This is a genomic window from uncultured Planktomarina sp. (assembly GCA_943788425.1).
Classification (GTDB): Bacteria; Pseudomonadota; Alphaproteobacteria; order Rhodobacterales; family Rhodobacteraceae; genus Planktomarina.
This window is the reverse complement of record CALSQF010000004.1, coordinates 153,796-180,065: the sequence shown is the minus strand read 5'-3', so window position 1 is coordinate 180,065 and position 26,270 is coordinate 153,796. Positions and strand designations below refer to the sequence as shown.

Annotated in this window: 36 protein-coding genes; 6 read left to right on the top strand and 30 right to left on the bottom strand. The window is 41.4% G+C overall.

Annotated features, from left to right (window positions below; translation table 11 throughout):
* The first annotated feature begins 15 nt into the window (after positions 1 to 15).
* Together ABLW18_RS04135 and ABLW18_RS04130 are read left to right on the top strand one after the other, a co-directional pair.
* Positions 16 to 315 (top strand): flagellar biosynthesis anti-sigma factor FlgM, encoded by a 300-nt coding sequence (locus ABLW18_RS04135; protein WP_347823595.1) that lies wholly within the window; start codon positions 16 to 18, stop codon positions 313 to 315.
* Positions 316 to 319: 4 nt separating this feature from the next.
* Entirely contained in the window at positions 320 to 505 is a 186-nt protein-coding gene (locus ABLW18_RS04130) for a hypothetical protein (RefSeq protein ID WP_347823594.1), read from the top strand.
* 128 nt (positions 506 to 633) lie between these two features.
* Here ABLW18_RS04130 and ABLW18_RS04125 read toward each other — a convergent pair whose 3' ends face one another.
* Together ABLW18_RS04125 and ABLW18_RS04120 are read right to left on the bottom strand one after the other, a co-directional pair.
* Positions 634 to 1,236, bottom strand: a complete 603-nt coding sequence (locus ABLW18_RS04125; protein WP_347823593.1) for a tetratricopeptide repeat protein — start codon at positions 1,234 to 1,236, stop codon at positions 634 to 636.
* 91 nt (positions 1,237 to 1,327) lie between these two features.
* Positions 1,328 to 1,555 (bottom strand): hypothetical protein, encoded by a 228-nt coding sequence (locus ABLW18_RS04120; RefSeq protein ID WP_347823592.1) that lies wholly within the window; start codon positions 1,553 to 1,555, stop codon positions 1,328 to 1,330.
* 405 nt (positions 1,556 to 1,960) lie between these two features.
* On the opposite strand from ABLW18_RS04120, the gene ABLW18_RS04115 reads away from it, so the two are divergent.
* Together ABLW18_RS04115 and ABLW18_RS04110 are read left to right on the top strand one after the other, a co-directional pair.
* A complete protein-coding gene (locus tag ABLW18_RS04115; protein ID WP_347823591.1) occupies positions 1,961 to 2,134 on the top strand; it encodes a sigma 54-interacting transcriptional regulator in 174 nt (57 codons plus the stop codon).
* Positions 2,135 to 2,196: 62 nt separating this feature from the next.
* A complete protein-coding gene (locus ABLW18_RS04110) occupies positions 2,197 to 2,889 on the top strand; it encodes a sigma 54-interacting transcriptional regulator (protein WP_347823819.1) in 693 nt (230 codons plus the stop codon).
* Positions 2,890 to 2,894: 5 nt separating this feature from the next.
* Here ABLW18_RS04110 and ABLW18_RS04105 read toward each other — a convergent pair whose 3' ends face one another.
* The 8 genes from ABLW18_RS04105 to ABLW18_RS04070 all read right to left on the bottom strand — a co-directional run bounded on the left by ABLW18_RS04105 (position 2,895) and on the right by ABLW18_RS04070 (position 8,699).
* Positions 2,895 to 3,200: a hypothetical protein gene (locus ABLW18_RS04105; protein WP_347823590.1), complete on the bottom strand. Its 306-nt coding sequence runs from the start codon at positions 3,198 to 3,200 to the stop codon at positions 2,895 to 2,897.
* 59 nt (positions 3,201 to 3,259) lie between these two features.
* Positions 3,260 to 3,871 (bottom strand): flagellar filament capping protein FliD, encoded by a 612-nt coding sequence (gene fliD, locus ABLW18_RS04100; RefSeq protein WP_347823589.1) that lies wholly within the window; start codon positions 3,869 to 3,871, stop codon positions 3,260 to 3,262.
* A gap of 294 nt (positions 3,872 to 4,165) precedes the next feature.
* A complete protein-coding gene (locus ABLW18_RS04095; RefSeq protein ID WP_347823588.1) occupies positions 4,166 to 4,537 on the bottom strand; it encodes a flagellar cap protein FliD N-terminal domain-containing protein in 372 nt (123 codons plus the stop codon).
* Between the two features lie 47 nt (positions 4,538 to 4,584).
* Entirely contained in the window at positions 4,585 to 5,784 is a 1,200-nt protein-coding gene (locus ABLW18_RS04090) for an OmpA family protein (protein ID WP_347823587.1), read from the bottom strand.
* A 21-nt stretch (positions 5,785 to 5,805) separates the two neighbouring features.
* Positions 5,806 to 6,570, bottom strand: a complete 765-nt coding sequence (locus tag ABLW18_RS04085; RefSeq protein ID WP_347823586.1) for a MotA/TolQ/ExbB proton channel family protein — start codon at positions 6,568 to 6,570, stop codon at positions 5,806 to 5,808.
* A 613-nt stretch (positions 6,571 to 7,183) separates the two neighbouring features.
* A complete protein-coding gene (locus ABLW18_RS04080) occupies positions 7,184 to 7,642 on the bottom strand; it encodes a hypothetical protein (RefSeq protein ID WP_347823585.1) in 459 nt (152 codons plus the stop codon).
* A 252-nt stretch (positions 7,643 to 7,894) separates the two neighbouring features.
* A complete protein-coding gene (locus ABLW18_RS04075) occupies positions 7,895 to 8,029 on the bottom strand; it encodes a hypothetical protein (RefSeq protein ID WP_347823584.1) in 135 nt (44 codons plus the stop codon).
* 70 nt (positions 8,030 to 8,099) lie between these two features.
* On the bottom strand, positions 8,100 to 8,699 hold the full coding sequence (locus ABLW18_RS04070; protein WP_347823583.1) for a hypothetical protein: 600 nt from the start codon (positions 8,697 to 8,699) through the stop codon (positions 8,100 to 8,102).
* Between the two features lie 194 nt (positions 8,700 to 8,893).
* Between ABLW18_RS04070 and ABLW18_RS04065 the strand changes: the two genes are divergently transcribed.
* Both ABLW18_RS04065 and rpoN read left to right on the top strand, forming a co-directional pair.
* A complete protein-coding gene (locus ABLW18_RS04065; protein ID WP_347823582.1) occupies positions 8,894 to 9,187 on the top strand; it encodes a hypothetical protein in 294 nt (97 codons plus the stop codon).
* Positions 9,087 to 10,358 carry an RNA polymerase factor sigma-54 gene (rpoN, locus tag ABLW18_RS04060; protein ID WP_347823581.1) on the top strand — a complete coding sequence of 424 codons (1,272 nt, stop codon included), beginning with the start codon at positions 9,087 to 9,089 and terminating at the stop codon, positions 10,356 to 10,358. The genes ABLW18_RS04065 and rpoN overlap by 101 nt, the downstream gene beginning before the upstream one ends.
* 212 nt (positions 10,359 to 10,570) lie before the next feature.
* Here rpoN and ABLW18_RS04055 read toward each other — a convergent pair whose 3' ends face one another.
* From ABLW18_RS04055 to fliE, 20 genes are all read right to left on the bottom strand, one after another.
* Entirely contained in the window at positions 10,571 to 11,383 is an 813-nt protein-coding gene (locus ABLW18_RS04055) for a hypothetical protein (RefSeq protein WP_347823580.1), read from the bottom strand.
* Positions 11,380 to 12,189: a hypothetical protein gene (locus ABLW18_RS04050; RefSeq protein WP_347823579.1), complete on the bottom strand. Its 810-nt coding sequence runs from the start codon at positions 12,187 to 12,189 to the stop codon at positions 11,380 to 11,382. Before ABLW18_RS04050 ends, ABLW18_RS04055 begins: the two co-directional genes overlap by 4 nt.
* A gap of 417 nt (positions 12,190 to 12,606) precedes the next feature.
* Entirely contained in the window at positions 12,607 to 13,752 is a 1,146-nt protein-coding gene (locus tag ABLW18_RS04045) for an EscU/YscU/HrcU family type III secretion system export apparatus switch protein (RefSeq protein ID WP_347823578.1), read from the bottom strand.
* Complete coding sequence (fliR, locus tag ABLW18_RS04040) at positions 13,745 to 14,593, bottom strand: flagellar biosynthetic protein FliR (RefSeq protein WP_347823577.1); 849 nt, start codon at positions 14,591 to 14,593, stop codon at positions 13,745 to 13,747. The genes ABLW18_RS04045 and fliR overlap by 8 nt, the downstream gene beginning before the upstream one ends.
* On the bottom strand, positions 14,565 to 14,834 hold the full coding sequence (locus tag ABLW18_RS04035; protein ID WP_271500052.1) for a flagellar biosynthetic protein FliQ: 270 nt from the start codon (positions 14,832 to 14,834) through the stop codon (positions 14,565 to 14,567). The genes fliR and ABLW18_RS04035 overlap by 29 nt, the downstream gene beginning before the upstream one ends.
* A gap of 4 nt (positions 14,835 to 14,838) precedes the next feature.
* Positions 14,839 to 15,555: a flagellar type III secretion system pore protein FliP gene (gene fliP, locus ABLW18_RS04030; RefSeq protein WP_271509362.1), complete on the bottom strand. Its 717-nt coding sequence runs from the start codon at positions 15,553 to 15,555 to the stop codon at positions 14,839 to 14,841.
* A gap of 44 nt (positions 15,556 to 15,599) precedes the next feature.
* A complete protein-coding gene (locus ABLW18_RS04025) occupies positions 15,600 to 15,908 on the bottom strand; it encodes a hypothetical protein (RefSeq protein WP_347823576.1) in 309 nt (102 codons plus the stop codon).
* A 115-nt stretch (positions 15,909 to 16,023) separates the two neighbouring features.
* Entirely contained in the window at positions 16,024 to 16,329 is a 306-nt protein-coding gene (fliN, locus tag ABLW18_RS04020; protein ID WP_347823575.1) for a flagellar motor switch protein FliN, read from the bottom strand.
* On the bottom strand, positions 16,322 to 17,320 hold the full coding sequence (gene fliM / locus ABLW18_RS04015; protein ID WP_347823574.1) for a flagellar motor switch protein FliM: 999 nt from the start codon (positions 17,318 to 17,320) through the stop codon (positions 16,322 to 16,324). Before fliM ends, fliN begins: the two co-directional genes overlap by 8 nt.
* 14 nt (positions 17,321 to 17,334) lie before the next feature.
* Positions 17,335 to 17,910 (bottom strand): flagellar basal body-associated FliL family protein, encoded by a 576-nt coding sequence (locus ABLW18_RS04010; protein WP_347823573.1) that lies wholly within the window; start codon positions 17,908 to 17,910, stop codon positions 17,335 to 17,337.
* Positions 17,911 to 17,919: 9 nt separating this feature from the next.
* Positions 17,920 to 18,852, bottom strand: a complete 933-nt coding sequence (locus ABLW18_RS04005) for a flagellar hook-length control protein FliK (RefSeq protein WP_347823572.1) — start codon at positions 18,850 to 18,852, stop codon at positions 17,920 to 17,922.
* A complete protein-coding gene (locus ABLW18_RS04000; protein WP_347823571.1) occupies positions 18,794 to 19,870 on the bottom strand; it encodes a hypothetical protein in 1,077 nt (358 codons plus the stop codon). Before ABLW18_RS04000 ends, ABLW18_RS04005 begins: the two co-directional genes overlap by 59 nt.
* A 115-nt stretch (positions 19,871 to 19,985) precedes the next feature.
* A complete protein-coding gene (locus tag ABLW18_RS03995; RefSeq protein WP_347823570.1) occupies positions 19,986 to 20,288 on the bottom strand; it encodes a hypothetical protein in 303 nt (100 codons plus the stop codon).
* 50 nt (positions 20,289 to 20,338) lie between these two features.
* Positions 20,339 to 20,746, bottom strand: a complete 408-nt coding sequence (locus ABLW18_RS03990; RefSeq protein WP_347823569.1) for a hypothetical protein — start codon at positions 20,744 to 20,746, stop codon at positions 20,339 to 20,341.
* Positions 20,747 to 20,753: 7 nt separating this feature from the next.
* Positions 20,754 to 22,118 carry a FliI/YscN family ATPase gene (locus ABLW18_RS03985; protein WP_347823568.1) on the bottom strand — a complete coding sequence of 455 codons (1,365 nt, stop codon included), beginning with the start codon at positions 22,116 to 22,118 and terminating at the stop codon, positions 20,754 to 20,756.
* Between the two features lie 6 nt (positions 22,119 to 22,124).
* Positions 22,125 to 22,751 (bottom strand): FliH/SctL family protein, encoded by a 627-nt coding sequence (locus ABLW18_RS03980; protein WP_347823567.1) that lies wholly within the window; start codon positions 22,749 to 22,751, stop codon positions 22,125 to 22,127.
* Positions 22,684 to 23,100, bottom strand: coding sequence for a hypothetical protein (locus ABLW18_RS03975; protein WP_347823566.1), 417 nt, complete (start codon positions 23,098 to 23,100; stop codon positions 22,684 to 22,686). The genes ABLW18_RS03980 and ABLW18_RS03975 overlap by 68 nt, the downstream gene beginning before the upstream one ends.
* A complete protein-coding gene (fliG, locus tag ABLW18_RS03970) occupies positions 23,100 to 24,128 on the bottom strand; it encodes a flagellar motor switch protein FliG (RefSeq protein ID WP_347823565.1) in 1,029 nt (342 codons plus the stop codon). Before fliG ends, ABLW18_RS03975 begins: the two co-directional genes overlap by 1 nt.
* Positions 24,129 to 24,140: 12 nt before the next feature.
* Positions 24,141 to 25,919 carry a flagellar basal-body MS-ring/collar protein FliF gene (fliF, locus tag ABLW18_RS03965; protein WP_347823564.1) on the bottom strand — a complete coding sequence of 593 codons (1,779 nt, stop codon included), beginning with the start codon at positions 25,917 to 25,919 and terminating at the stop codon, positions 24,141 to 24,143.
* Positions 25,920 to 25,938: 19 nt separating this feature from the next.
* On the bottom strand, positions 25,939 to 26,268 hold the full coding sequence (gene fliE, locus ABLW18_RS03960) for a flagellar hook-basal body complex protein FliE (protein ID WP_347823563.1): 330 nt from the start codon (positions 26,266 to 26,268) through the stop codon (positions 25,939 to 25,941).
* Positions 26,269 to 26,270 lie beyond the last annotated feature (2 nt).

Sequence of the window (26,270 nt, the reverse complement as noted above, 5' to 3'; positions counted from 1 at the left end):
AGAGGAGTGCTTACCATGATTAATTCTGTAGGTAATAACGTTAATGCCGCCGGCGTTCAGTTAGGCGATAGTAACAAAGTGACTATCCAACCCGACAAAAAAGTCTCGGATTTGGCGCCTAAGGAAATAGTAAATAAGTTGGACAGCCAAGATCTTAAAATTAAGGATCAGGTTGCTAAACTTGCCGATGGGCCCCCCGTAGACCGCTCATTAGTAAACGAAATAAAGACTAAAGTCGAACAGGGACGTTATCCGATCGACCTGGATATCGTGACAGCCAAAATGTTTGAAAGCTTCCAGGAAGCTGGAAGCTGATAGCATGAATATCGACAGCCATTTGTTCCTAGATAAGCTGGAACAAATGAGAGAGTTACTATCAAGTCCAGACATAGAGTCTCGGGCTAACGAAGCATTTTTGACTCAAATAATTAAAGATTTTTATTCGCTTATAGATGAGTATGCTATGGCTCAAATTCCTGAAAATGCTGCAGCTAGAAGATCCTGAAAAAATAAAATCTATTTTAACTCAATTAACATCAAAAATAGATATTATTGAACAGCATATTAACCAAGAAACGGATAAACTTAGCTTTCTATCCAAGATAACCCCGAAAAATTAATTATTTAGGTATTTTAATAAAAAGTTTCGGTCGCTTCTTCCTGATATGTAATTTTATCTTCAATTGCTATTAAATCTTCTAACTCCGATATCATGTCGCTCACACTTTCATTACCAAAGGCCTGCGAGATCAACAGCCACGTGTAAGCCATTTTTAGATCCGGCTCCACAAATAGATTATAATAAGTCTTGCCTAATCTTTCTGCGGCATCCGTGTCACCATCCATTGCCTTAGCAGTCAACTCGCTAACTATTTCTTGAGCTACAACCCCTATCAAGTCCTCAGTCACTATATCTCGCACATCATCAACTACAGCCATTGCCGGTTCACTACCACCTAAGGATGCACGCCACGCCCAATATAGCGCCCGCTTATAACTTACCGGGCTGCCAAGACCCTTAAAATATAATATAGATAAATTATGTTGAGACGTAGGTTCGCCTTCGTTAGCAAGAATGGTGAAAAGTTCTACCGCAGTTTGAAAGTCTTTCTTTTCAATTGCATTGATTGCATTCACAAAGATATCAGGATTGGCTTCAATTGTTTCTGTTTGCGCACGCGCAGTAGTCACAACAATCATCACCAGAAAGGCTAAACCACAAACCATACGTATCATGTCGCTGCAACCATAACTAATTTTAATTCTAGAAGCCGTGTACTTTTCGATCCCTTTTTTTGATAAACTATCACCTTAGGCCTTTCTTTATCTATTCTTGATAAACTCCACGGAAATCGATTTGGGAAGGAAAGACGCCTGCCCGCTCTAGGATCTCCTTGGGCTGATCATAAAACGCATCTAAAAACCTCTTATCAACCCAAGTACGCGCCAGTGCCTGTCCCAGAATATCCGGTAAAAATTCTTGAATTTGCGCTTCGCTCTCTAAAATTATATCCTGCTCATCGAACCGTGTTAAATCATAATCAAGCAATGGCATACTTTTCTTTTTCTTCGAAAAGTGCCCGCTTAATTTTTGCAGGTGCAATAGAGGCCAATAATCGTTTCAATTGACAGCCCTCTACTTATTACAAACCACACGCAATTTACCTCACCTATACTGTATCTCATTAGCATTTATGAATAAAGTGTTTTGTAAATACGATAGAACTTGTGTTAATAGTTGTAGGTATTACAACGAATGCAGTAATGATGTTATGCATGACCATAGGAATTGCCCAAATTCGCGGTGTACTGAATGTCTGCAATGTATTCGAAATTAGTTGGTAGCTCAGAGGCGGCAATGCGCCTCAAAAAACTAATATCGCTGGTAGCACCATCTGACATGCTGCCGTCATAATTCAAGGCGAAACAGGTGTAGGAAAGAAGCTGGTAGCAGAAAGCTGTGCACGACGTAAGTCGCCGAAAGGGCAAATTTGTAGCCGTCAACTGCGCTGCCATACCTCGTGATTTGATGGAAGCCGAATTATTTGGCTATGAAAAAGGTGCGTTTACTGGAGCAGTCAAAACAACGCCTGGAAAATTTGAACAAGCAAATAAAGGGAACACTGTTTCTTGACGAGATAGGAGACATGAACCTCGACTTGCAATCAAAATTGCTCCGGGTGCTTAGAAAATTCCATTGTTACAAGAGTGGGTGGACGAGCAGACATACAATTAGACGTAAGAGTGGTATGCGCGACGCATAAAGACCTGGAAGAATTAGTAAAACAAAATAAATTCCGTGAGGATTTGCTATTTCGGCTAAATGTCTTTCCAATCCAAGTGCCAACCCTGCGAGAACGCTTGGATGACATACCAGAAATAGTTACCCACTTTCTCAAAGACAATTCATATGTCAGTGCAAACGAAGCCCCGTTTGGCTTTGACAAGAGTGGATTTGAAGCGCTCACCACATATGAATGGCCAGGCAATATTAGAGAGCTACGAAATATTCTGGAGCGGGCGAAAGTGTTTTTTCCTGGTCAAAGCATCAATCGAGAACAAGTTACCCAGACCCTACTTGGGTTTAATCAAAATGCATTTTTTGACCATGTTGAAGAAAATGAAAATATTTGGAGCGTACTTGACGAGTTGGGTGGCGCGGAACGCGGCCATGAAGCTGACGAACGTGCGCCACCAACAGCAAAAGATTTCTCAAGGCTGTTTGACAGCTCCAACAGTGTTGATGTTAGGAGACTTCTCAGAGATGTGGAGATCGTTCTAATTGAAAAAGCGCTCGAAAGAAACGCGGGTAACACGAGTGAAGCTGCTAAAGATCTCCACTTACAGCGCACGACTTTAATAGAAAAAATAAAGAAATATGGCCTTTAATTTACTTAAGATTTATTCCAGCCGTCTACCAGTTGGGTGACATAGTCTGATGATGATGTCGACGTGTTGACCACTTTCTCCATTTCAGAAAATTGTTTTGTATACTGCGCCTGAAGGAGCGCTTCCCGTTGATCAATTTTTGCTAATCTTGCGTCTAGCGAGGACGCCCGCTCTTTGTAAAGATCGACAGTAGCATCAAGGTTTCCTGCAGTCGCGAGCGCATCTGAAAAGAAATTAAGTAATTTTGTTTTCGCACTTCGGCCAACATAGATCGCCAGATCGCCAGGAGTCGAACTTGAGGCTTGGAACAAAAAACCAGGGTAATCAGATGTAGAAAAGTTATATTTACCAGAGCTAGGACCAGTAAAAGTTAGATCTTTACCGAGCTAGCTCCATAACTAAGCCTATCGTTAGAATCTGTGAAAGTGTGCTTGCCTGCTGGAACAGCTGAGTCTGCAGTTGCATATACAAAGACATCCGGGTCACTCGCATAGGCCTTATCTTCTGTCAGTGCATCAAATTTTTCAGGTGAATTAGTAAACGTGCGATCAAAACTGGTTTGATCGAATACATACGATCCATCCTTTGCCGTCTTTATTCCGAAATCTACGAAATAGATATTGTTATCACCGAAACCTGCAATGGGTGCCGTCATAAAATTGGTAAGTTTTCTTTTTGCATTCCTAAGAAACGAACTGTGAGCTAACTCACCATTTTCGTCACCAACTTCATCAATAAAGCCAAGTTTATTTAGATCAGATTTATAGGCGTTAAGGTCTGCAATCAATGTTTCTACAGTTTTCTGAATGTTTTCTGAAGACTTTGTTATGGTAGTGGACTGGGCTTGCGGCCTTCTGGATAAAAGCTCTACTTCCACACCTGCAATAATATCTGAAATTTTGTTACTCGAACGCGAATAGCTTTGACCGTTTAAATCAAAGGTAGCGTCTACAGCCTGCTTGAAAGAAGTCACCTGTGCCACCGGCTGCAGTCTTCCATCCTGTAGATGCGTTATTCGTCATCTTGAAAACCATTTTTTACTCCAGTCTCACTAGTCAAAACCACTGAATAATTACTTGAGTTGGAGGAAAGCTGCACAAATTCAGCCTTTAATCCTGTGACATTGTTTAATTTAGTGACCGCGGAGGATAAAGTGTCTCCAGACAAAACAACCTGCTCGGAACGTGCGGGGCTTGATGCCGACCATCCATTGTCATTTGCACCATTCGTTCCAAATTCTATTGTTATAGTTTGATCAGTGACAGTTCTATTTAAATCAGTTTCGCCATCCTGCTCGCCATATCTGTGGCTTAGCAATCTCAACGTTTTCGAATGTATTAAGGCCTTCTGTAAGCAATGCTTGGTCCACAACAGTGGAACGCATAAAATTGGAATTTGGTGATTGTTTGAGAGTGAAGTGGGAACCTGAACTCATCGAATTTACGAGCGTCTGCGTCGCAGACATGCTGGATTTAAGTGTGCCCATACCTGAAATCGAAGTTTCTACCTTCTCTTTCTGGGCAGTTACAACTTCTTTTACCGGCACAATCGCAGCATCAACAATCGCATCAACAATTTCAGGAATATTATATCCTGAGCCACTCTTGTTAATCATGCTCACGTAGTCGTTGCTAATCGTCTGGCTCATAAAAGACTCTCCTAGTAATAAACGACCAACTCAGCAAAAAACTTAGATCAATACGAAATTTCAATTTCAATTCTACGATTTTCTTCACGGCCCTCAGCAGTCACATTATCCGCAACAGGATCTGTTTCTCCTTTACTGACTGCCGACATCCGACCACCTGACACTAAACCTGTTTCCTCAATCGTCTGGACTACGCTTGCAGCCCGCGCCGCAGCAAGATCCCAATTGTCCCTAAACTTCCCATTCGAAATTGGTACGTCATCCGTGTGGCCCGTAACAGTAATCTTACTTTCAGGGCTCATTGCCGTAAGCGCAATGCGGTCTAGAATTGCCTGCGCGTCGCCAGTTAAGTCTGCAGTCCCAGATGGGAATGCACCACCAGCGCCGACGGATATAAAGACGCTGCCCTCGCGCTGTTCAATGTCGATCAATCCCTGGTCGATTTGCTCTTGCAGAGCCACGGTCAACTCTTCTGTAGCCTTAGAGGCATTCTGCAGTTTTTCGCTCTCTTGCTGAGATGATCCACCCTGATCAGTTCCATTCTCGGGAAAACTCTCCTCGAGAGATGCCGCTAATTCTTGGAGTTCGGCTTCTAAGCCGCCAAAAAGAACTTCACTTTCTGAGGCCCCGGCAGCCTGCCGGGCTTCAGCAAGCGCGTTCATCGTCTCCTGGATCATGCTTTTAATTTCTTCTGGATCCAACTCTTCCTTCGGAAAATTAATCACAACATTTTCGCCGAGAGTTTCTATTTGCACCTCCCCGCTATCAATAGCTTTCTGTAACTGCTTGGCCAATTCTGTAGCATCAAGGGACGCATCACTTTCACCGCCAGCGCCATCAAAGTCAGAGTCTTTTTTCTTATCTGCCTCGCCACCCTCAGGAGAATCTTCTAATTTAGTTTGCAACTCCAATTCAGGCTTTTGAAGTTCAGTCGTCTGTTGGCGGAGAGTTTCAGTTACAGCTGGAGTGGGGTTGGGGCTAAAGTTCAGTGAAATTACTGTGGTCCCTTTTGGTTGTTCCACAACAGGAACCACTTTCTGAACACCAAATGCTTCACGAAGTGAACCTGAAATTTGTTTAAATTTTGGAACGTTAAATTCGGCGAATGATAGGATAAGAACGAAGAAAGCCATCAACAATGTTGCCATATCAGCAAATGTTGCCATCCACGCAGGTGCACCGGGTGGAGGGCACTTAGGACAATCCGGTTCGTCCTGATCTTCTTCGTTGAGAGCTTCTTCAGCCATGATTCGTTAATCCGCCTTCAACTATGCCGCAATTTCAAATTTAGCTTGAAGTTTAGGTGGTAATGTTGCGGCCATTTGATCTTGAATATTTCTAGGGCTATCGCTCCGAGCAATTCCACGCAAACCCTCCAATACAAACTTACGATAATTAATTTCGAATTCGGTAAAACCCTCTAATTTTTTTGCCATTGGCATAAACATTACGTTAGCAACAAAGGCTCCATAGAGTGTTGTCAAAAGAGCAACAGCCATAGCTGGACCAATCGATTTTGGATCCCCCATATTCCCCAACATCAAAACTAGGCCAATAAGCGTACCGATCATGCCCATCGCTGGCGCGATATCAACCCAGCTTGTTATGCATCCGGTAGTTTCGGCGTGCCTGCCCTTCATGGATGCGATCTCGGAATTCATTTGTTTAATCAGTTTCTGCTCGTCGGCCCCATCCACCAACATTTGCATTCCTTTTTCGAAAAATTTATCCGGGACTGGTTGACCTTCTAGAGCCATCATTCCGTCCTTTCTCGCCATACCTGCAAGCTCAACCATGCGCTCGACCGTCTCATCGAGCTTGGGCAAGCCGGGTTTGAAGCATTTCCCCATGGCTTTAAAACTAGCTAAAAAGGTTGGCATCGGGGCGGTGTACATGACAGCGAAGAACGAGCCACCAAACACGATCAAAATAGATTGATTGTCCACAAAAGGTGCTACACCTCCACCTGCAATCATCGCGGCAAGTATCATCCCAACGGCACCGACAAAGCCAAGTAATGCTGCAATATCCATGTTAATGTCTCCCCATGCTCATACGAGTATACAAGATTTGTACCATTCTATATAAGTCTTATGAAAATAAATCACCAGTCACCTGTTGGGTTCTCCAATTCAGATTAGAAAGTATAGCCATGTACAGAGGTTTTATTGGGTTCGTTGTTTTTGCAATTTACCTCACCAGCCAAGCTTCAGCTCAATTCATGGCGAGGCAACACACTGTAAAAGATCTGCAATCAGGCACAACGTGGCTTCGCTGCTCGGTTGGGCAAGCATGGGATCCAGCACTCGACACCTGTACTGGCGACATCGTTAAACTTGACCATGCTCAAGTCGAGTATGCCACAAGCGAAGCAAAACGACAACTTGGAGGCAACTGGAGGCTGCCAACCCGTCAAGAGCTGGAGAGCCTCATATGCGAAGAGTGCACTACACCCAAAATAAATTCAAAATATTTCCCGAAAATTTCTCCTGAAGCTTACTGGACTAGCGATAAAAATACACTCAACCCCAAAATGTTCTGGTCAGTAAATTTTATGACGGGCCACTCATACTCAAGATTTTTCCCATACCAATCACTGCCAGTTCTGCTGGTATCAGCAGACTAATTACGGCCTTTTGATTGTTTTTATGAAAGGTTTAATAAAGTCAAAATAATTACAAAGGCACAGACAACTGCCGCTGATATTTCCATCACTTGTGACTTAGCATTTTTAACATTTGCCAAATACGAAATTCGAATTTTTTCCACACGATCATTATATATTTGAGTTGCAATTTGATACGCATTTATCATGTCTGAGCCTAAGTCTGACAACTGCTGACCTAGCGCCTCTTCGGATATGGACGACTTAATACTTTTTTCAATTTCTTCCAAACTTGCAGACGTGAGATTCACAGATTTAGGCACTGGAACTCCTCTAAACAAGAGAAACCCATTTTCAGGATAAACTGCCGGTAAAGGGTTAACTGGCACTGAGTTCGAGAAAAAGCCAAAACAATTTAACTCGTCAGTCGTGAAAAATCTATTTGGCAATTCATAACTAGAAATCTGTTGTTCGTTGATGGCCACTAAAGTGTCTACCATCTTTAGGGCAAAGTCCGATTCAAATTTTTGTTGCTCCTGCTCGGACCGAATTTCAACCTCGCCTCAGCAACTCTTCCTCTGGAGCCGCATCGTCTTCAGCAGGATCCGAAGTTTGTTCCGCTTCTTCAGCCATAATTCCGCCCCCCCCCGAGACAGACTAATCTATATTGAATTTAAGGCAAGAAAAAGCGGCCGGAATTGTGTTTCGGCCGCCTAAAATTATTCAATTTTTACCAGAATCTGAGACAGCTCTTAATCTAGGATTGGATCAATGCCAGCATTCCCTGACCCTGCGCATTCGCCTGAGCAAGCATTGCTGTACCAGCTTGAGCCAAGAATTTGCCCCTTCGCCAACTCAGTGGTTTCACCAGCAAAGTCTACATCCATTTTAGAAGCCACATCCAAGGCGTAACCAGCGTTTAGGCTAGATAAATGCGAAATTTTATTAGAGACTTGGTTATATACGTTGCCACTTTCTACAATGGCAGCATCCAGCTGCCTTTGTCAGTCGCCATGAGCGGAAGTACCAGTAGCGTGTCCAGTCGATATGTGGGCCGCGGTAACGGTCAGTAGCGGGAGCTGTACCAGCATTCACTGTGGTAGCAGTACCAGTGTTTCGTCCAAATGCAACAGTTTTAGCACCCCCAAATACAGTATTCCCTTTCCAAGTGGCCCTTGTTGTTACTGCAGCGTATTCCGTGAGAATATCGGTTGCTTCCGCTAAAATAGCAGCAGTGTCTTGAGTCGAATTAAGCCCATTCGTTCCCAGTGCATGCAGTTCCTCGAGACGCACCATCAAATCATTCAAAATACCAAGATCGTTATTAGCCATCTCCATAACCTGAAGAACTTCTGTAGCGTTTTGTAAGCCTACTTTTATCGATGCCATTTCGGCCTGCATGCCATAGGCTACGGCAACTGACGCAGAGCGGTCACCCGGAGCAATATTTTGCCTGCCGCTCGCAAGACGCTGCATACTTTTCGAAACATTTTCCGAATTTTCATTGAGCGAGTTTTGAACTCGGTAAAAGGCTCCACCTGCATTAATACTTGTCATAGCAATTCTCCTAGTTACGAACTGGGCTGCAAAGCCCTCAGGGAAAGTAACGACGGGCGTTGATATATGTTTAGGAGCTTATTTCTTAATCTACTTCACTGCTTGTCAAAATATCGACACTTGAAAGGTGTCAAATTGATTTTTTGGCATCTCGGCAAGACGCTGCTAATCTTAGTTACCAAAGGAGATGAGCAATGAAACTTGATTTCAGCATTAACATGGGACAGCGTCAGGGACTGACGCTAACGGCTCAAGTACAGCAAGCGATTAAGTTGCTACAAATGACGAACCTAGAGGTCAACGAATACATAGAAGAGAACTTCGCTGTTAATCCCTTTGTCGAATTGAATGATAAAATTGCTCGCGAAAAAAACACAAGTGCAAGTGATGCAAGAGCTGAAACTCTCTCAACAGCAAAAGACCTTAGAAGATACCCCATTTGGCACAGAAAAACAAAAAACAAAAACCGAAATAGAAAACCAATTTGAAACTGGCGACAGCTTTAAAACTAAGAGCACTGTGTCAAAAGAACAAAGCGATTTTGATCCTGTGCAGTTACTAAAATCACATGATAAATCACTTTATGTACACTGCGGGGACTACATAGAGAGCCTGGGTTTCACTCAGCAAGAGCAAATTGTAGCCTACAAATTCTTAGAGGAATTGGAGCCCACTGGCTGGGTGGATGTGACTGCGAAAAATGTGGCCATCCAAACTTTGGTAGACCTGAACGTCGTTGAAGATGTGCTAGACACCTTACAGATGATCGAGCCTGCTGGTTTGTTTGCGAGAACTTTGGCAGAATGCCTGAAGTTACAAGCCAAAGATAAAGCACTGCTGGACGAGATGCTCGAAAGTATTTTAGACAATTTACATCTACTGGGTAGTGGTAAGTTTGATTTACTTAAACGTCGCTGCGGCTGTAATGACGAAGAACTTGCCGAAAAATTAAGAGTGATAAAAAGCTTCGATCCCAAGCCCGGCCTTCAATTTTCTTCGGAGGCAATCAACATACGAGAGCCAGACTTAAAAATTACAAAAAAGGATGACGGCTGGCTTGTGACACTCAACAAGTCCACACTTCCAAGCGTTGTCATTGACAAGACATATGCAAAAACTGTTCGAAAATCCAAAATGGACGCTGAACAAAAAGAATTCATCAAAGAAAAAATAGCTGAGGCAAATTGGTTAAAAAATGCTTTGCAAAAGCGAAACGACACGATGCTTCGCGTAGGCGCTGAGATTGCTAAGAGACAAACAGCATTTCTAGAGAAAGGGCCAAGCTATATTCAGCCCATGATCCTACGTGATGTTGCTGAAGCGGTCGACATGCATGAGAGCACAATTAGTCGGGTGACCACAGGGTCTCTCATGGAAACCCCACAGGGCACTCTAGAACTGAAATCTTTTTTCAGCGTAAGTTTGCAGTTGAATGACGACCAGAGCTCACAATCTTCGGCCGCAGTAAAGTTCAAAATTAGAAAATTAATTGAAAACGAACAACCACAGAGCCCGATAAGCGACGATGAAATCGTAGAAACCCTAAAGTCCAGCGGCATAAACGTGGCCCGCCGCACAGTTGCAAAATATAGAAAAGTACAAAATATTCCAGCTTCATTCATGCGCAAACGTCAGAACACATTATCCGGAATGCTGTAATAAATTCACTAAAAAATCGCTTAGCAAAGATTTAATATATATTAACTGGCTTCAATGAACCGGCATTCATAAGTGTTCATGTTTTTAAGGATCGCGCCACTATTAGGTGCACTGACTCCCTAAAATTTACCAAGCATGCTGTTGCAAAAAATTTGGAATGAAATAGTGAAAAAGATACGCTCTGCACACCTTAATGTTTCATGTTTAATATTTTAAGAACTTGAATCTTCAATTTCTTTTGCAATAGTTTTCTTAACTTCGACACGTTTTTTTATGACGTTCTTTTCATACCTAATCTTGTTTTTCGGGTCTATTCTTTTCACCAACAAACTGACTTCTTGCTCATTGGTGCCAGCAATAGTCATATAATGGTATTTATCATCAAACATAGTAAATGAACGCATCAAATTATTTTGGGCACGGTTAATATAGATTGCTAGAACTATCGCAGTGGCAATGAACAAGTAGATATTAATAACAAAAGTTATTAAATATACTACGGCCACCGCAGCAAGTGGTGGGAAAAGTCTGTACTTAAGTAACCATAATGGTGGGATCATCCAAGCCAACGGGTCTGGAGAGAAACTTAAAATATCACATTTCCCATTTTTATCTCTGTAAATTTCGTAGTTTTCGTAGCTCTGAAAATCACCAAAGGTATGTTTTTTGAACGCATCCAGAACAAATTCTGTTTCTTTTTCAGTGGCGTATCCAAATGCACTCTTAATAGGGTGATCAATAAGAATATCGAACACTATGCCGTCACGATAGAACGTCAAAAGCCACTTAGATTCTTCATCATGCTCTTGAAGAAAAGTACTTCTCAATCGCTGCGGACCATCCAAGTATGGCTTGCCATCAATCGCAATTAGAATATCATTTTCTTCTAGACGTTTGACATAATCTTGGACAGTTATTCCACCAGTTGCAATCTTGAGCAGGAAGCCCTGCTTATCTGCCTCGTTTACTACAACCTCCTCAGTGTCATCAATCTGCTCACCGTCTCTATTTACCTCCTCACTCATGGGAATTTAAGTGGATTAGGAGCAGGCTTCCGCGTCACTTTTTTAGCAACTGCTTTTTTCTTAGCTGCAACTTTCGCGGCTTGGTTCATCTCAAAAATTTTGGCTACGAGGTCTTTTTGTAACATGATCAATTGATCAACTTTGTTTTCAAGAGCCTGAAACTGTTTGTAAGTTACAATACTATCACCCCTCTTATCATCGCCCTCTTTTGAAGTATCTGCCTGAACAAAAAATTTCTCCATGTTTGACATCTGTTGCGCTAGCTGGCCTTGGGTTTGCTGGGTTCGTGATTCAATACTCTCCAATGTGGTCGTCGCAAATTGCTGTATCAGTCCCTGAACTTCCTGAATGGTGAGCTTCACCGCCTTGGAATATTTCACTTCAGCACCTGTAATGTCATCTATGGATTGCTTCGCGGCTGCCTCTAGGTCAACAAGAGTCGACTTAATCAGTTCTTGATTTTCAGTATTGGATTCAATTAGCTGGATGGATTTGTCCAATTTGGCGACATTTTCAGTAAAAATAGCTAGCGCTTCTATAGAAACATTGGAATTAGTTTTCAATGTTCCGAGGGCCTTATAGTACATCAATGAGGCCGCGCCCAGAGACACAAGCCCAGCTACAATTGAACTTATAAAAACAATCATTACTGAATTGTAGATTCTTTTGGCTTGGATATTTACAACTTCAAATTGCTCTCTGAGGTTATGAAACTCTTCAGTTACTCCAGCCGCAGTATCCGCAGCGTCCAATGCAACTTGAATACTATCCTGAATATTATCTTTTTCTGTTGTTTTAGCTGCCATCTCTCAAAACCTTTTGGTCAGTGCTGCACTGGATTTCAGACTATGGTAAGCACAATCTGTGCCAGTAGTTATGAGAACTGACTGGCTGGGTAGGGATTTCGACTTAAAATTGAACTTTTTACAACCCCACGGCCGTTTTTTGTCGTGGGTTACAAAAAAGTAAAAGCAGTTGGAACATGTTATTTTGGCCATATCGCATCTCGCAGTCGAAGTATTAATCTTTGTATCTTAAATCTAAAAGCTGCCAAAAACGATAAAAAGGCTCCAACGTATACAATTATGCCTTTGAGGGTCTCGCCTCCCTCTAAGAACAGCTTCGCCTCAAAAACCAACCAAATAGATGCTCCAAAAAAAGTGATTGAGGATATTAATTCACCGGTAGATCTTTTACGCTGCGCCATAATTTTTTCCTCGACTTCAAATTTTCGAACCAAATTCATCAAACAGAAGATCGGCAGGTATATTTGGATCTTCGAAGGATGGGTTTGTACCACGCTCCAACTGAAGCACATAAGCTAAAACGGAGGCAACAGCTGAGAACAGATCTTCCGCTACATCTACCCCAATATCACCAGTAAAAAAGAGAGCTCTAGCCAATAATGGGCTACGCACACGGCTGATATTCGCTTTGTCAGCTTCATCTATAATGCGTAGCGCCATCGGCCCTTTACCCATCGCAATTATATAGGGAGTGTCCCGGTTTTCTGGCTGATATTTTAATGCAACTGCGAAATGAGTAGGGTTCGTAATAATTACCGTAGCATCACTTACATTTTCAATTGCCTGAGCTCTCTCAGACGCTTTTTGGCTAGCCTCCATCTGAAGTCGCCTTATTCGAGATTTAACTTCCGGTGACCCTTCACTATCTTTTGATTCATCCTTCATATCTTGACGGTTCATACGCAACTTCTGCATCCACTCATGACGACTCCAGAGGAAATCGCCCAAGGCAATAAAAGCCAACACTACGACCAAACCACCAACTAAAGACATCAAAGTTTGATGAAATACAGTAAGACCATCGCTTAAGGATGAACTACTCAAGTATAATAATTTTGGCAAAGACACCCAAATTATAGCCCCCGTCACTGATATCAGAAATATAATCTTCATTATTGACTTAGTGAGCTCGACTAGGCCTTTGACTGAAAAAATCCGTTTCAATCCACTAAGGGGATTAATTCGACTCGGCTTAAACGACATTGCCTTACTAGAAAAATTGATGGATCCAGCAACAAAAAATTGAGTGAGTATTACGGCAGTAAAGATGGGAAAGGCAAAAATAGCTGCACCACCTAATGCTAGACCAAATGCAGCTTCAGAGTTAAATATGCGCAGAACACTCAAGTGTTCGGAATGGTTCCAGCGAAATAAAGACGCCCAATTCGAAAGAACGTTCCTAGCCACCATTCCCAAACAAAATAAAATAATTAAACCCATAAAACTTGAACCAAAGACAAACATTTCTTTCGATGAGAGGATGTCACCATCCTCCCTAGCTTTTTCCAAACGCTTTTGAGTTGGATCTAACGTCTTTTCTTGGCTATTATTTTGTTCAGCCATCAGTTTTCTCGAGAAGAAATGACATCAAAAGATCAATGATTAACTGAATTAAATCCTTAAACGCGAAAGAAATCGCATCAACTGAATAGAATAATATCAAAAAAGCGCCAATGAGGGTCATTGGAAACCCAAAGGAAAATAGGTTAAGCTGCGGTGCAGATTTTGTAATAAAACCAATTGCTATGTTCACAAACAGCAAGACGATGACAATGGGCAAGACAATGATTGCAGCCGACCGAAACAATATATCGCTTGCCGACAGACCAGCAGCGATCAAGTCACCATAATTTACTAATTGGCCCAATGGATAAAGCGTGAAGCTTTTATATATTAATCCTAAAACTATCAAATGCCCATTAACTGAGAAAAACACTACTATGAGAAATAACATAAAAATTTGGCTTATTACTGGAGACTGACCACCGCCAGTTGGATCAACTTGAGACGCAAAAGCCAAACCAGAAGTTGCAGCAATTTTTTCACCAGCCAAGCTCACAGCAGCAAAGCAGATATTGAGAACTAAGCCGACTGTAAGGCCAATGAATATCTCCTGCATTACAATCAAAATTAATTTGGGACCCACTAAAACACTCTGCTGCGGAAATTGAAGAGTCCCTAGTATCCAAAAGCCCAAACAAAATGAAAACACAATTCTGATTTGCAGTGGCACCATCCTACCCCCAAAAAACGGCGCTGAAACCAAGAACGCACCAACTCGTAACGACGCTATCAGTATTAAAACCAAAAAGGTAAAAAGCTCTTGTAACTCCAGTCCAGGAAGAGCCCCTAATTCATTAACTATTGGTAACAAACTAGAGACCTTTCCTGGATATTTCGTCAAAAATATAACTAAAATAATCGGTCATTTGAGTAATTGTGAAAGTAGCCATTAAAGACATAGCCATTAACACGATGAAAAGTTTAGGCACAAAGCTGAGAGTCATTTCATTAATGGACGTAGCTGCTTGAATTAAGCCTATGAATAGACCAACCGATAGCGCCACGAGCAAGATAGGACCAGCAACCACAACAATTTGCCAAAAAGCCATACTAAGATACTGAACATTTTGATCAAAAACCATATCGCTAGCCCACAACAAATGTTGATGAAAGTGATCCAATCGTCATGGCCCACCCGTCAACCAATACAAACAGCAACAACTTGAATGGCAAAGAAATCAACATAGGCGACAACATCATCATACCTAGGGACATAAGAATGGATGCAATAACGATATCGATTACCAGAAATGGTAAGAAAATTAAAAACCCAATCTCAAAAGCCGTTTTCAACTCAGATGTAATGAATGACGGTAAAACAATAGAAAGCGGAATGGCTTGAGTGTTTTCAAAAGGCCCCTCACCCGCCATCTCGGCAAACATATTCATAGTATCTGAGCGAGTATTAGCAACCATGAATTCTTTTAATAGGTCAGTGGCCGAAGCCAAAGCTAACTGGGCAGATTTTGTACCCTCTAGGTAGGGGTTCAACGCAGTCTCATAAATTACCTCAAAAATTGGGCTCATGACGTAAAAAGTAATGAAAAGTGCAATCGCAATTAGAACTTGGTTCGGTGGCGTTTGTTGAGTACCCAACGCCTGCCGTAAAATAGATAACACTATTATTACCCTGGTAAACGCAGTCATTCCCAAAACAATTGACGGAACAACAGTCAGTACAGTCATTAAAACAAGAATTTGCAGAGAAAGAGAATAAGTCGATTCACCATTTTCGCCAATACTCGAAGTCAAAGCTGGCATACCTAACACGCTACCATCCTGCCCAAATGCAGATGATGCCATTAAGCTAAAAACGAGATGGAGAATGATCTTGAGGGAAAAAAGTTTCATTTACCCATGAGCTCCGGTTGAAGCTCAGAAGTAAGCGTATTTTGTTGTATCTTGGGTAATTCGGCTATCGCCGGGGATCCATTTCTATTCGAAACCACAAGGAACAATGAACCTGCGCACTCTATAACTGTAGCTGAAGAAAATTTTGATACCGCTACAGTGTTAACTATTTTAATTGCGCTGTTGTTAGACTTATCCAATTTTACTCGGAAGAATTTTGAGCGCTTCACCACAACTTGTGTAGCTACAAGTATGGACAAAAATATCAGTACCACAGCAATTTTACTTAAGTCAAAATCTGGCATTTACCTACTCCCTACCCAAGCGTAGCAAAATAGATACCATTCTGATAATATATAATTATATCATATACTTAAAATATAAAACTTTGATTGTCATTTCTTTGAATCTAGAAGAGTGTTAAATACTTTCCATTCTTTTTTCCGGATCCACAATTTCACCAAAACGGATACCAAACCGTTCTCCAATCATAACGACTTCACCCTTCGCAATTTTGGTATTATTTACCAATATATCGAGAGGATCTCCGGCTAATCTGTCCAATTCAACAACAGAACCTTCATTTAATCTCAGCAAGTCACGGATCGTAATTTCAGTACGTCCGACCTCTACAGTCAATTCTACATCAATATTTTCTAATACCTTTAAGTTTTCGATACCAACGTGTTTTTTATTAGCGTCATCAGCCTTTATATCTTCAGCCATTTTCCTTGTCCTTTTTCAGTGAAATTCTTTTAGTCATTGAAACAGCAGCATTGGCGCCCAGTTTCCCAATTTCTGCTTTGTAGACGGGCTCGCCAGATACCTTGATCGTAATGTTTTCGGGCATGGAAATAGGAAACTCATCACCCACAGTACTTTTCAGGAGACGTCCTAAATTCGCTTTACTATTAGTCAATTCAGCTGACAAAGGCAGGTTTATGGATAAAACTGCCTGCTCTAATTTTTCTTTCCAAGTGCGATCGTCTTGTGCAAATTCATTTTGAACTCGTGATCTTAATTGCGAAGATATTGGTTTTAAAGTTTGTAGAGGATATAAAACGTCAAAGCTCGCCGGTTCTGCGTCTGGCATTTGTACCATAAATGAACACACAATAACAGTATCTACACCATCAACAAACGAGACAAATTGGATATTTTCTTCTCGAGACAATGGCTCAAAACTCGTGACAAACAGGTCCTTCCATGCGTTCTCCATGGCCCGGTTCATTCCATCAGTAATTATTTGGATAATACGCTGTTCAGTCGCCGTAAATTCTCCTTTATTTTGGTGCAAAGCTTTAATTTTTGAACCACCATAATATGAATTAGTCAAAATTGAGATAAATGAAGACTGCACTACCAAAAGAGAATTACCTCTCAACTCGTCTAGTCTATTAGTTGTCACACTTACAAAGTTGTCACAGCTTTCAACATACTCATCAAACGATTTCACTTCCGGAGGAAACGACGAGATCCGAGGCATAATTCGCAACATTGGCAAAAATACTGACCGTGTAAATCTGCAGATTTTTTCGTTGACCATTCTAAGTGCGTAATAGTCACCAAGAAGCGAAAGATCTTCTGAACCAAAATCAAATTCTCTAACCGCAGTTGTATCAAAAACCGCACTCGTATCTTCCTGTTTGGCAGCGGCATCAAGCCCGCCAAGGAGAGCCTCAACTTCATCATTTGAAAGTTTTCTAGAACCAACCATTTAAATTTGGCCTCTTATTGGAGCACAAAGGACGTGAAGTGAACTCCTTCGACACCGCCAAAGCCCTCAAGATCCAGCAACTTTACATTGATTGCGTCCTTAATGCTATTGGCAAGATTATCCCTACCAATTTTACCATCAATATCATCGACGGAATAAGTACCTATAACACCCAGAACTTCAGACCGAAGAGCCATTTGGTGTTTTTCAACATTTTCAATTACTGTTTCATCATATTGTGTAGATACTCCTACACTAACTTGCAAAAATTGCTTTGATTTATTTAAGTTAGTCGTAAAGTTATCAGCAAAAGTATAGTAACTGGTCACAAATGTCTCATTCACGGGCGTCTCTTTTGAAACCTTTTGAGGCTCTAGATTTTCTTCATCAAGCCCATCAGCACTGGGCAATTGTCCCGCCTGCTTAAGTTTTTTCTCAATCAGCTCTTCCACCTGTTCAATTGGCGTTTGAGTGGGCATGAATAAAAAAGCGCCCGCACCAACACCTATTCCCAGTAATAAAACTGGGCCTAATCCAAACATGGCAATTTTTGTGAAGTTAATTTTTCGTTTTGGAGCTTCTTCAGCCATTATCTCATCCTAAGCAATCAGGTTCAAACCGGTTGGTGTTCTATAAGAACTAGCAGTCTGGGTGTTTAGTGTTGTGGAACGCTCTAAAGCGCTTTTTTCTATGCCTGCAGCCTTGTTTCGGCTTTGATTTGCATTCTGTTTTTGCTGGTCAGCGCCGCTTTGCATTCCGACTGAGAACCCCGCAAGTTTCATACCATTTTGACTTGTAATTTGTAACAAAGAGTCTTCGTTCGCGCGTAAAATACTTGCCGCAGCCTGGGTTTCAGCAAACATTCGAATATCAATTGACTGCTTATCCATTGAAATATTGACCTTAATTTTTCCGAAGCTCTCCGGCTCAAGGTTAATTTCAAAATTTTCATTTCCACTCAGAACCTTGTCAACGACCAGCATACTTATTTTGGACGCATATTGGGCATCATACAATGAAATATTATTAGTTAGGTTTGGCGCTGATCCGCTTGAACGGGCTAACGATCCAGTTTGAGACGCAATCTGATAGCTAAGTTTTTCATTTGAGGGAGTGGTTAGGTTGATACCTTCTCCAGAAATCAAACCCACTCTGGCCGATGAACCAGTAGGCGCTTCGAACTGTACCCTTGCAACAGATGTCATTCTCAGAGCCTCTGCGGCTTCAAGAAAAGATTTCGGATTAAAAGGCTTAGACGTATTTTTAAATTCGATTAGATTTTCATCCACTCCCTCATTTAAAAAAACTATTTTGTCATTTTTAGAATCTAAAAACGATTTTACTTCACGTTCTATCGCGAAAATACTAGCGGCCATATTGTCATATTTTCTATCAACCATCCCAGAAATATGTTGGACTTCTTGATCTAAAATTAACTTATTTTGAGTCAAATTATTAAACTTATTCTGGATATCAGATTGATTGCAGTTCCACAAAGTTATCTTGCTGAGCTGCCCCAACATTAGATACATAACTCGCTGCTTCCCTTCCAACAGCATTAGTTTGCAAAACTATTTGAGTGGTATGGGAGGAGGCTGTCGACATTTCGCTCAGTGTTCGAACGAGCTCCCTAATGGACTGGACAGTGTCATCTACTTCGTTGATCGAAGCATCCGGCATTAACGCTTGCTGCTGTAGGGCCATACCGTGATCTTGCACAACGCCACTGTAGTTTTCTCTAGCTAAACTAATTTGGAACCTTACAAAGTCTGGCAAATTTTCTAGAGTAGTTTCTTCAGGTATGGCCAAAACTACAAGCAATTTGGATCGTGAATCAACGCTAGGGTCGATCTCAACAGCACGTGTAACACCAATCAAACCCTGTGAGGAAAATTCGTCTTTTTGTAAATTAAAATCGTATACTTCAACGGGCCCTAAACCGCCTTGAGCATCCAACAAATCAACTTTTACAGAAATAAACTTATCAAAAGTCTCTGGCCGCACCTGCGTATTCTCAATCTCAATAGGCACCACTTGTGGTACAAGAATTTCGCCAGAAGCTATTGCTTCAGAATTTTTTAAGGTGCCGTTTAAATCATCGCCCTGTAAACTTGCCTTCAAGTCTCTGATATCAAAAAATATCGAAGACGCTTGGGAAACATCTAGCTCAAGTGGAACAGCTGCACCCTGCAGTAGATCCGTCAACGCCATCAAACTCTTGTCCTGGGAACTATCCAACTCAAGTGGAACAGCTGCACCCTGCAGTGGATCCGTCAACGCCATCAAACTCTTGGTCTGGGAATTATCTAGCTCAGGTGGGACAGCCGCACCCAGCGGTAGATCGGTCAAAGCTGTCAAGCTCTCTTCTGATGATATGGCAGCTCCGGGTATCATCTCGTTAAGAGCTGGCTCGATTTTATAGTCTTTAAATGTATCACCACTCAATTCCACACCAGTTGTCTCTCCATCGGCCAGATCAATCGCAACTAAGAGTTTTTCCAAAGATGATAAATTGAACCCAGAATAGTTTTGGGGGATGCTTAATATCATAGTACAATATCATTAGTAACCAAATTGAGTCTAGAATCTACAAACGAGGCTGTCGCGCTTAAATCAAGGTTAGCTAATATATTCCCACCGTTTTCTAGATGGCCAATAAGTCCGTCTAATCCATGTTCCTCAACAAGCTTTCCACAGTATTATCAAATTTTATGAACTCATTATCGATTACTTGAGAGAGAAGATCTTGTGGTGACAGTTCGCTGCCAAGCTTCCCGCCTAGTTCACCAAGGCTGATATTAATCTGTTTATTGTCAAACAACCCTTCGGACTGCTCATCATTTAAAGAATCTAGCATCATAGAGAAAACTTCAAAGAGACCCTCGCCCTGCCCACCTGAAGCATTTTTCGACCCTAATTGTAAATCGCCATGGGCTGACCCAACACCACCACTAAAAGCAATACTCATCCGAAATACTCCAAACCTCTTCACAGACGGAATTGCAAATTTTGTACCAATTACTTTTTTTGAAAGAGTATATCTCGATCAAACTCTTTTAATTCTTTTTCTCTACGCTCTTCTGCGTTCAATTCATTCAATTTTTCTAAAATTTTTCTATTTTTACGTTCGTGTGAAGATACTAATTTTTGCAAATGTATTTTTTCAGTTATAAGAAATTCAATTTTGTTTCCCACGATTTCTTTCTGACTAATCATTTTTTCACGAAGTTTACTATTAATCAAAACTCGATGACTAGTTTGCACGACACCCGGCTCTACTGTCTCCTCGATATTAAAGGTTAAATCAGTTTCTAGTTTACGAATTTTCTCTATATTTTCGTTCATACTACTCAATTCAAACTGAGTTTTTAATTTTTTAGTTTTACCGTGCCGGTACATTAGGTCAAAAATCTTATACTTAGCCATGCCACAATTACTCGAATAACGTTGAGAGCAAGCGCTCAGTTTGTACGAATGAAAAATTTTCAGCTTGGTTTTGTTGCAAAAAGCCAACGATTTTCGGCCATAATTGGACTGCCAAATCAAGGTCTGAATCCTGACCTTGGACGTATCCCCCCATTAAGAGAAGATCTTGGTTTTCTTGATATATAGATACCAATTTCCTTAACTTACGTGCATTTTGTAAATGTTTTTCACTACACAATTCATCCATCAATCTACTCACAGAATTACCAACATCAATCGCTGGATAAACTCCCTGCTGGGCAAGTTTTCTTGACAAAACTATATGACCGTCCAAAATTGCTCTAGCATTATCAACGATTGGGTCTGAAACAGTATCATCGCCATCAGCGAGAATAGTATAGATAGACGTGATTGAGCCCACTGAATATATGCCAGCTCCAGTTCGCTCAATTAGTTCAGGTATTAATGAAATTACAGATGGAGGATACCCTCTAGCCGTCGGTTGCTCTCCCAAAGACAATCCGATTTCTCTTTGTGCATGAGCTACGCGGGTTAGAGAATCTAAAATCAGCAAAACATTTTTACCTTGGTCGCGAAAGTACTCTGCAATGCTTGTAGCCCTCTTAGCGCCCTGTAGCCGGAGAAGCGCGGATCGGTCTGCAGGCACTGCAACAATGATAACCTTGTGCTTTGAATGCGAGCTTGTAATTTCTTTAGAAAACGAAGCTAATTCTCTTCCTCTCTCTCCAATTAGACCAACTACAATAACGTCCGCTTCTGCACATCGGGTAATCATACTCAAAAGAACCGACTTACCAACGCCAGAGCCAGCGACAATGCCCATTCTTTGTCCACGGCCAATGGATGTCACAGCATTTATACTTTTAATTCCAACATCAAAAACTTCTGTGATTTCCCCTCGATCGAATGGATTTACAACTTTTCCTTCTACTGGATAACGCTCCTCCGCATCAATTGATCCTTGCCCATCAAGTGGGTGACCCAGCCCGTCAATTACACGACCCAAAAGGTTCGGCCCAACTTCAATTTCTTTCAGTCCAAAAGAAGCAGTAACTTTGTCACCGCTTAAAATTTCTGAAGATTTTTCGTATTGGAAAATTATGTTTTTATTATCCCTAAAGCCGACAATAGCTCCCTTTGATGAGGCTCCAAATTTTGATTCAATAATGCATTCCGAGCCAATTGAAGCTGGAAATTGACTACTTTCGATCACCTGTCCGTCAAAGGAGACCACCGTACCACTAAATTCAATGTTGTCAGTCACAGAAACGCGTTTCTTCACGCCAATAAACGTCCTTTCAAGCATAGATTTCTGGCCATGAGTTTGATATTTTTCATTATTACTCGGCATTTTAGATTAATCTCCAACCGCGAGATCGAACAATGAAACACGTGCCGATGATTTGGCACTTAAGACTTCGAACTCTCCCCGTTTCAAATTTTCTTTTGCATGAAATGTATATTGCAAGCCATCATCAAAGTTTATTGCAGTCAAAATCTCAAAATCTTTAGAATTCAAATACACTTTCACCTCATCATCATTTCCAGCTATTTGTTTTGCTGCCTCTGAAATTTTTTTGCTAAATGGAGCCGGAATTTCATCAATCCTCATACCTGCAAGACCTGACGCCAACGACAAAACAAATTCAGATATTTGTTTTTCTAATTCATCAGCAATGAAATTGGACGCACCAATTATTGCCTGAAGGGCGTTCGAGAGCTCTTCTTCTCTTTCGGCAAATTGGCTCGTAAAATCTGCTTTAAATTCCTCAATTTTTTTTTCAAAATAGGTGTCTTCATCTCGAGAATGCATCTGAGTAGAGGTATCCTCCGCCTCACCTACTAATTCTAAGTTTGAAAGAGCCTCTTTAGAAGCTTGCAGATCAGTTTCGTCATCAAAATCTTTAGTCTTTATTTTATGAGAATTTCCAGGCACAATATCTTCGTGCATGCTGGCCATGTATTTTTTGATCAATAGCATCATCTATCGCATCCAAAGCACCTTCGGAAACCGTTGCAAAGTTCTTTTCCCCAACCGAAACCTGTGCGTTGGAAGTTTCGTGAAGATGTTGTTTTTCGATATCATCCAACAGATCATTTTGACTGTTGGTGTGCTTTTCCTGTTTAAAAAACTCATTATTTGTGTCGCTGTCTAAAAGATTTGAACGAACCAAGTCAAAAAGACTGCTAGACTTAAATAACCTTTCCTCATTTTCCTCTGCAATATTATCAGGTCGAAACTCAGTAAGGCTAGCTGCTCTAAGCAAACCCACTAAATCAGAATTTTTCAAAACTCCCTCGTCATCGTCAGGTGTATTAGATGGTATTTCCATTAAACCATCTCCTCACCGCCACGACCAGCAAGAACAATTGTGCCATCATCTGAAAGTTTTCTAGCCACGTTGATAATTTGTTTCTGAGCCTCTTGTACCTCAGTTAGTCGGACAGGGCCCAACGCCTCCATTTCATCACGAATATTTGCAGCAGCACGCGTAGACATACAGCCCAACAATTTATCTTGAAGCGCAGTTTCTGCTCCCTTCATAGCAATAATCAAGACATCTTGATCAACAGATCTAAGAAGCGTTTGTAGAGACCTATCATCAGAGCCTGAGAGGTTCTCAAACACAAACATATTATCCTGGATCTCAGCCATGAGGTCTTTGTCCTCTTTCTTGATAGAGGTAAGAATACGTGTTTCCATTTCTGTTTTTGTAAAGTTCATAATTTTGGCAGCAGCTTTTACGCCACCAATTTTGGACGCTCGAAGAGAGGTGTTTGCAGCAAATTTTTCTTTCATAACTCGCTCTAATTCTTTTACAGCGCCAGGTTCAACTGTCTCAATTGTTGCAATGCGCCTAACGATATCCGCTTGGATTTCGTCCGGCAACAGAGTTAGGACATCTGCTCCTAAACCAAAATCTAAGTAAGAAATAATCAGGGCCTTAATTTGGGGATGCTCATCTATTATCAACTCAGAAATTGCACGAGCATCCATCCAATCTAAAATATCAATCGCTGACTCTGAACTTGCTGGAGTAATGCGTCCTAATACAGACTGAGCTTTATCTTCACCCAACGCACGAACCATAACATTTTCAATGTAACGTCCGGCACCTAAACCCAAGCCTGTTTGCTTTTTAATAGTTTCGAGAAATTCATCCAGAACCATATTAACAGTAGTTTGATCGACCCCAGCCACGGAATACATCGCAGTACCCAAGTGCTGAACCTCTTTAGGAGTCAAGTTTTGCAAAACTTGCGCCGCTTCCTCTTCGCCAAGAAGCATCATGAGGATGGCAGATTTCTCAGTACCAGAGAGTTCTGCTAATTTTTCGATGTCTGATACTTCTTCAGCCATTTTCCACTCCTATTAAAGCAAATTAAGATCATTCCGCATCAACTGCTTAAAGACGTTAGCTACGCGCCCGGCTTCATCGGCTACAATCATTCGAACTAACGCAACCTTATCATCATATGTATTAGCTGTATCTAGAAGGTCAGCTGAAATCCCACTCTTCTTTTTAGGCTTCAGTTTTGCTTTTATACCCTCCAGGGTTTCTCCCTCATCCACCTCAACGGCTTTAGTGGCTTCTACGCGTTGCGTAGCTAAATCCGCCATTGTCTCCGCCTCAGCATATAATTCCATAACCGAGTTAGTACTTGAAGTAGGGACTAAAATTCTTGATAGCATGGGACGTACGACACCGAGAGACACAAACCCTAGCAGTAATACAATCAAAGTTTTTTCAATTGTTGATTTAAACCAAGTAGTTTCATACCAGTCAATTTGCTCACCAAAAATTTCTTCATTAAACAGCTGCGATGTAATTGTTAGACTATCACCGCGCTCAGTTTTTATTCCGATGGCACTGGCAATTAATTGCTCCATTTCATTTTTAATTTTTTCTGAAATAGGTTCATATGTAATCTCTCCTGTATCTGGGTCGATCACTTTTCGGTCTCTAACCAACACCGCAGCATCAATCCTAGAAATAGTGTTGGAAGGTGTTGTCACAGTTTCAAACTTACGACTAACCTCATAATTTTTTAATTCGGTTGAAGATTTAGTTTCAAATTCATTATTCGCTACCTCGCCATCCGCACCCTTGCTAGCACGCCCGGCTGCAGTCTCTATTTCAGCCTCTGCTGGAGGCTGATTAGAAATTGCGCCAGGAATACCTACCGCATCTTTTTTTGCTGTCACATTCAAAGAGCTCTGTTCACTCAAGATGGCAGAGTCCTTTGGATCAACTAATTCTTGCGAAGTTTCACGGCGCGTAAAATCAATTTCTAAATTTACTTGCGCATTAACATTCGACGCGCCAACGATTGGCGCAACCAAGCTTTGTATCCGAGACCTATAAATGCCTTCAAGTCTCATCCTGTATGCGAGCTGACTGTCAGCCATAATTTCATCCGGATTATCAGGAGAATAAGACAATAAGCGGCCAGATTGATCAATTATGGATACACCACTTTGTCCCATTCCTGGAATCGACGACGCGACCAAGTTAGTGATCGCCCTGACCTGAGTTTGGTCAAGCTGCCGTCCATTTTTTAGAGTAACAAACACCGAAGCTGTAGGCGCTGTTTGATTGCGAATGAATACAGATTTTTCCGGCAAGGCCAAATGGACGCGCGCAGCCTGAACGCTACTAATCTCAGCTATAGATCTTGAAAGTTCGTTTTCTTGAACTTTTTTCAACTTCATCGTTTCAACAGACCGGGAGACACCCAGCGGTAGATTATCAATATCTTCAAAGCCATTGGCTGAATATTCTGGAAGACCTTGAGCAGCTAATGATATTCGGGCTTGGTGATAATCATTAGTTGGTATTAAAACCTCACCGGTGGCTGGATCAAGCTCTACATCCATTCCCATATTTTTCAAAGATTCATAAATCTTTGATTTGTCCGCGTCGGATACAGAGGCGTACAATGTGGTCATATTCGGTTCACGCATGGATACAAATACTATTGCAGCAGCCACGGCAGTCAGAGCCGCCAAAATTGTTGGAAATGCGCGTCGAAAACTAGGTTGATCTATAGCCTCACGAATATTGACCATAGCATTCTTGGACGAGGTCAGCATATTTCTTGAACCGACTTCGGTAGTTTCAATGCTAACCATTTGATCTGTATTTGCCATGATTCTTACCCTGTCTGCCTTATACCGGCATATTCATTATGTCTTTATAAGCGCTTAACGCTTTGTTACGGATATTAAGCGTTAGTTGAAAGCCAACTGACGAAATTTGTTGATTAATCATAACCTTAGATAAATCATTTTCAGTCCCAAGTTCATAGTCTCGCGCCAGTTGTGAAGCGGTGTTTTGCGCCTGAGAAACTCCATTCAAACCATCAGAAATTCTCTGTGAAAATGATGGGCCAGATTCAACAGATTTTGACTGTAAAGCCTCGGCTGAAAGCTGAGCCTTCTGCTGGACCGATGACATGTTTGTATTAACGGCGGTTATATTTGAACTTTGAATTTTCATTG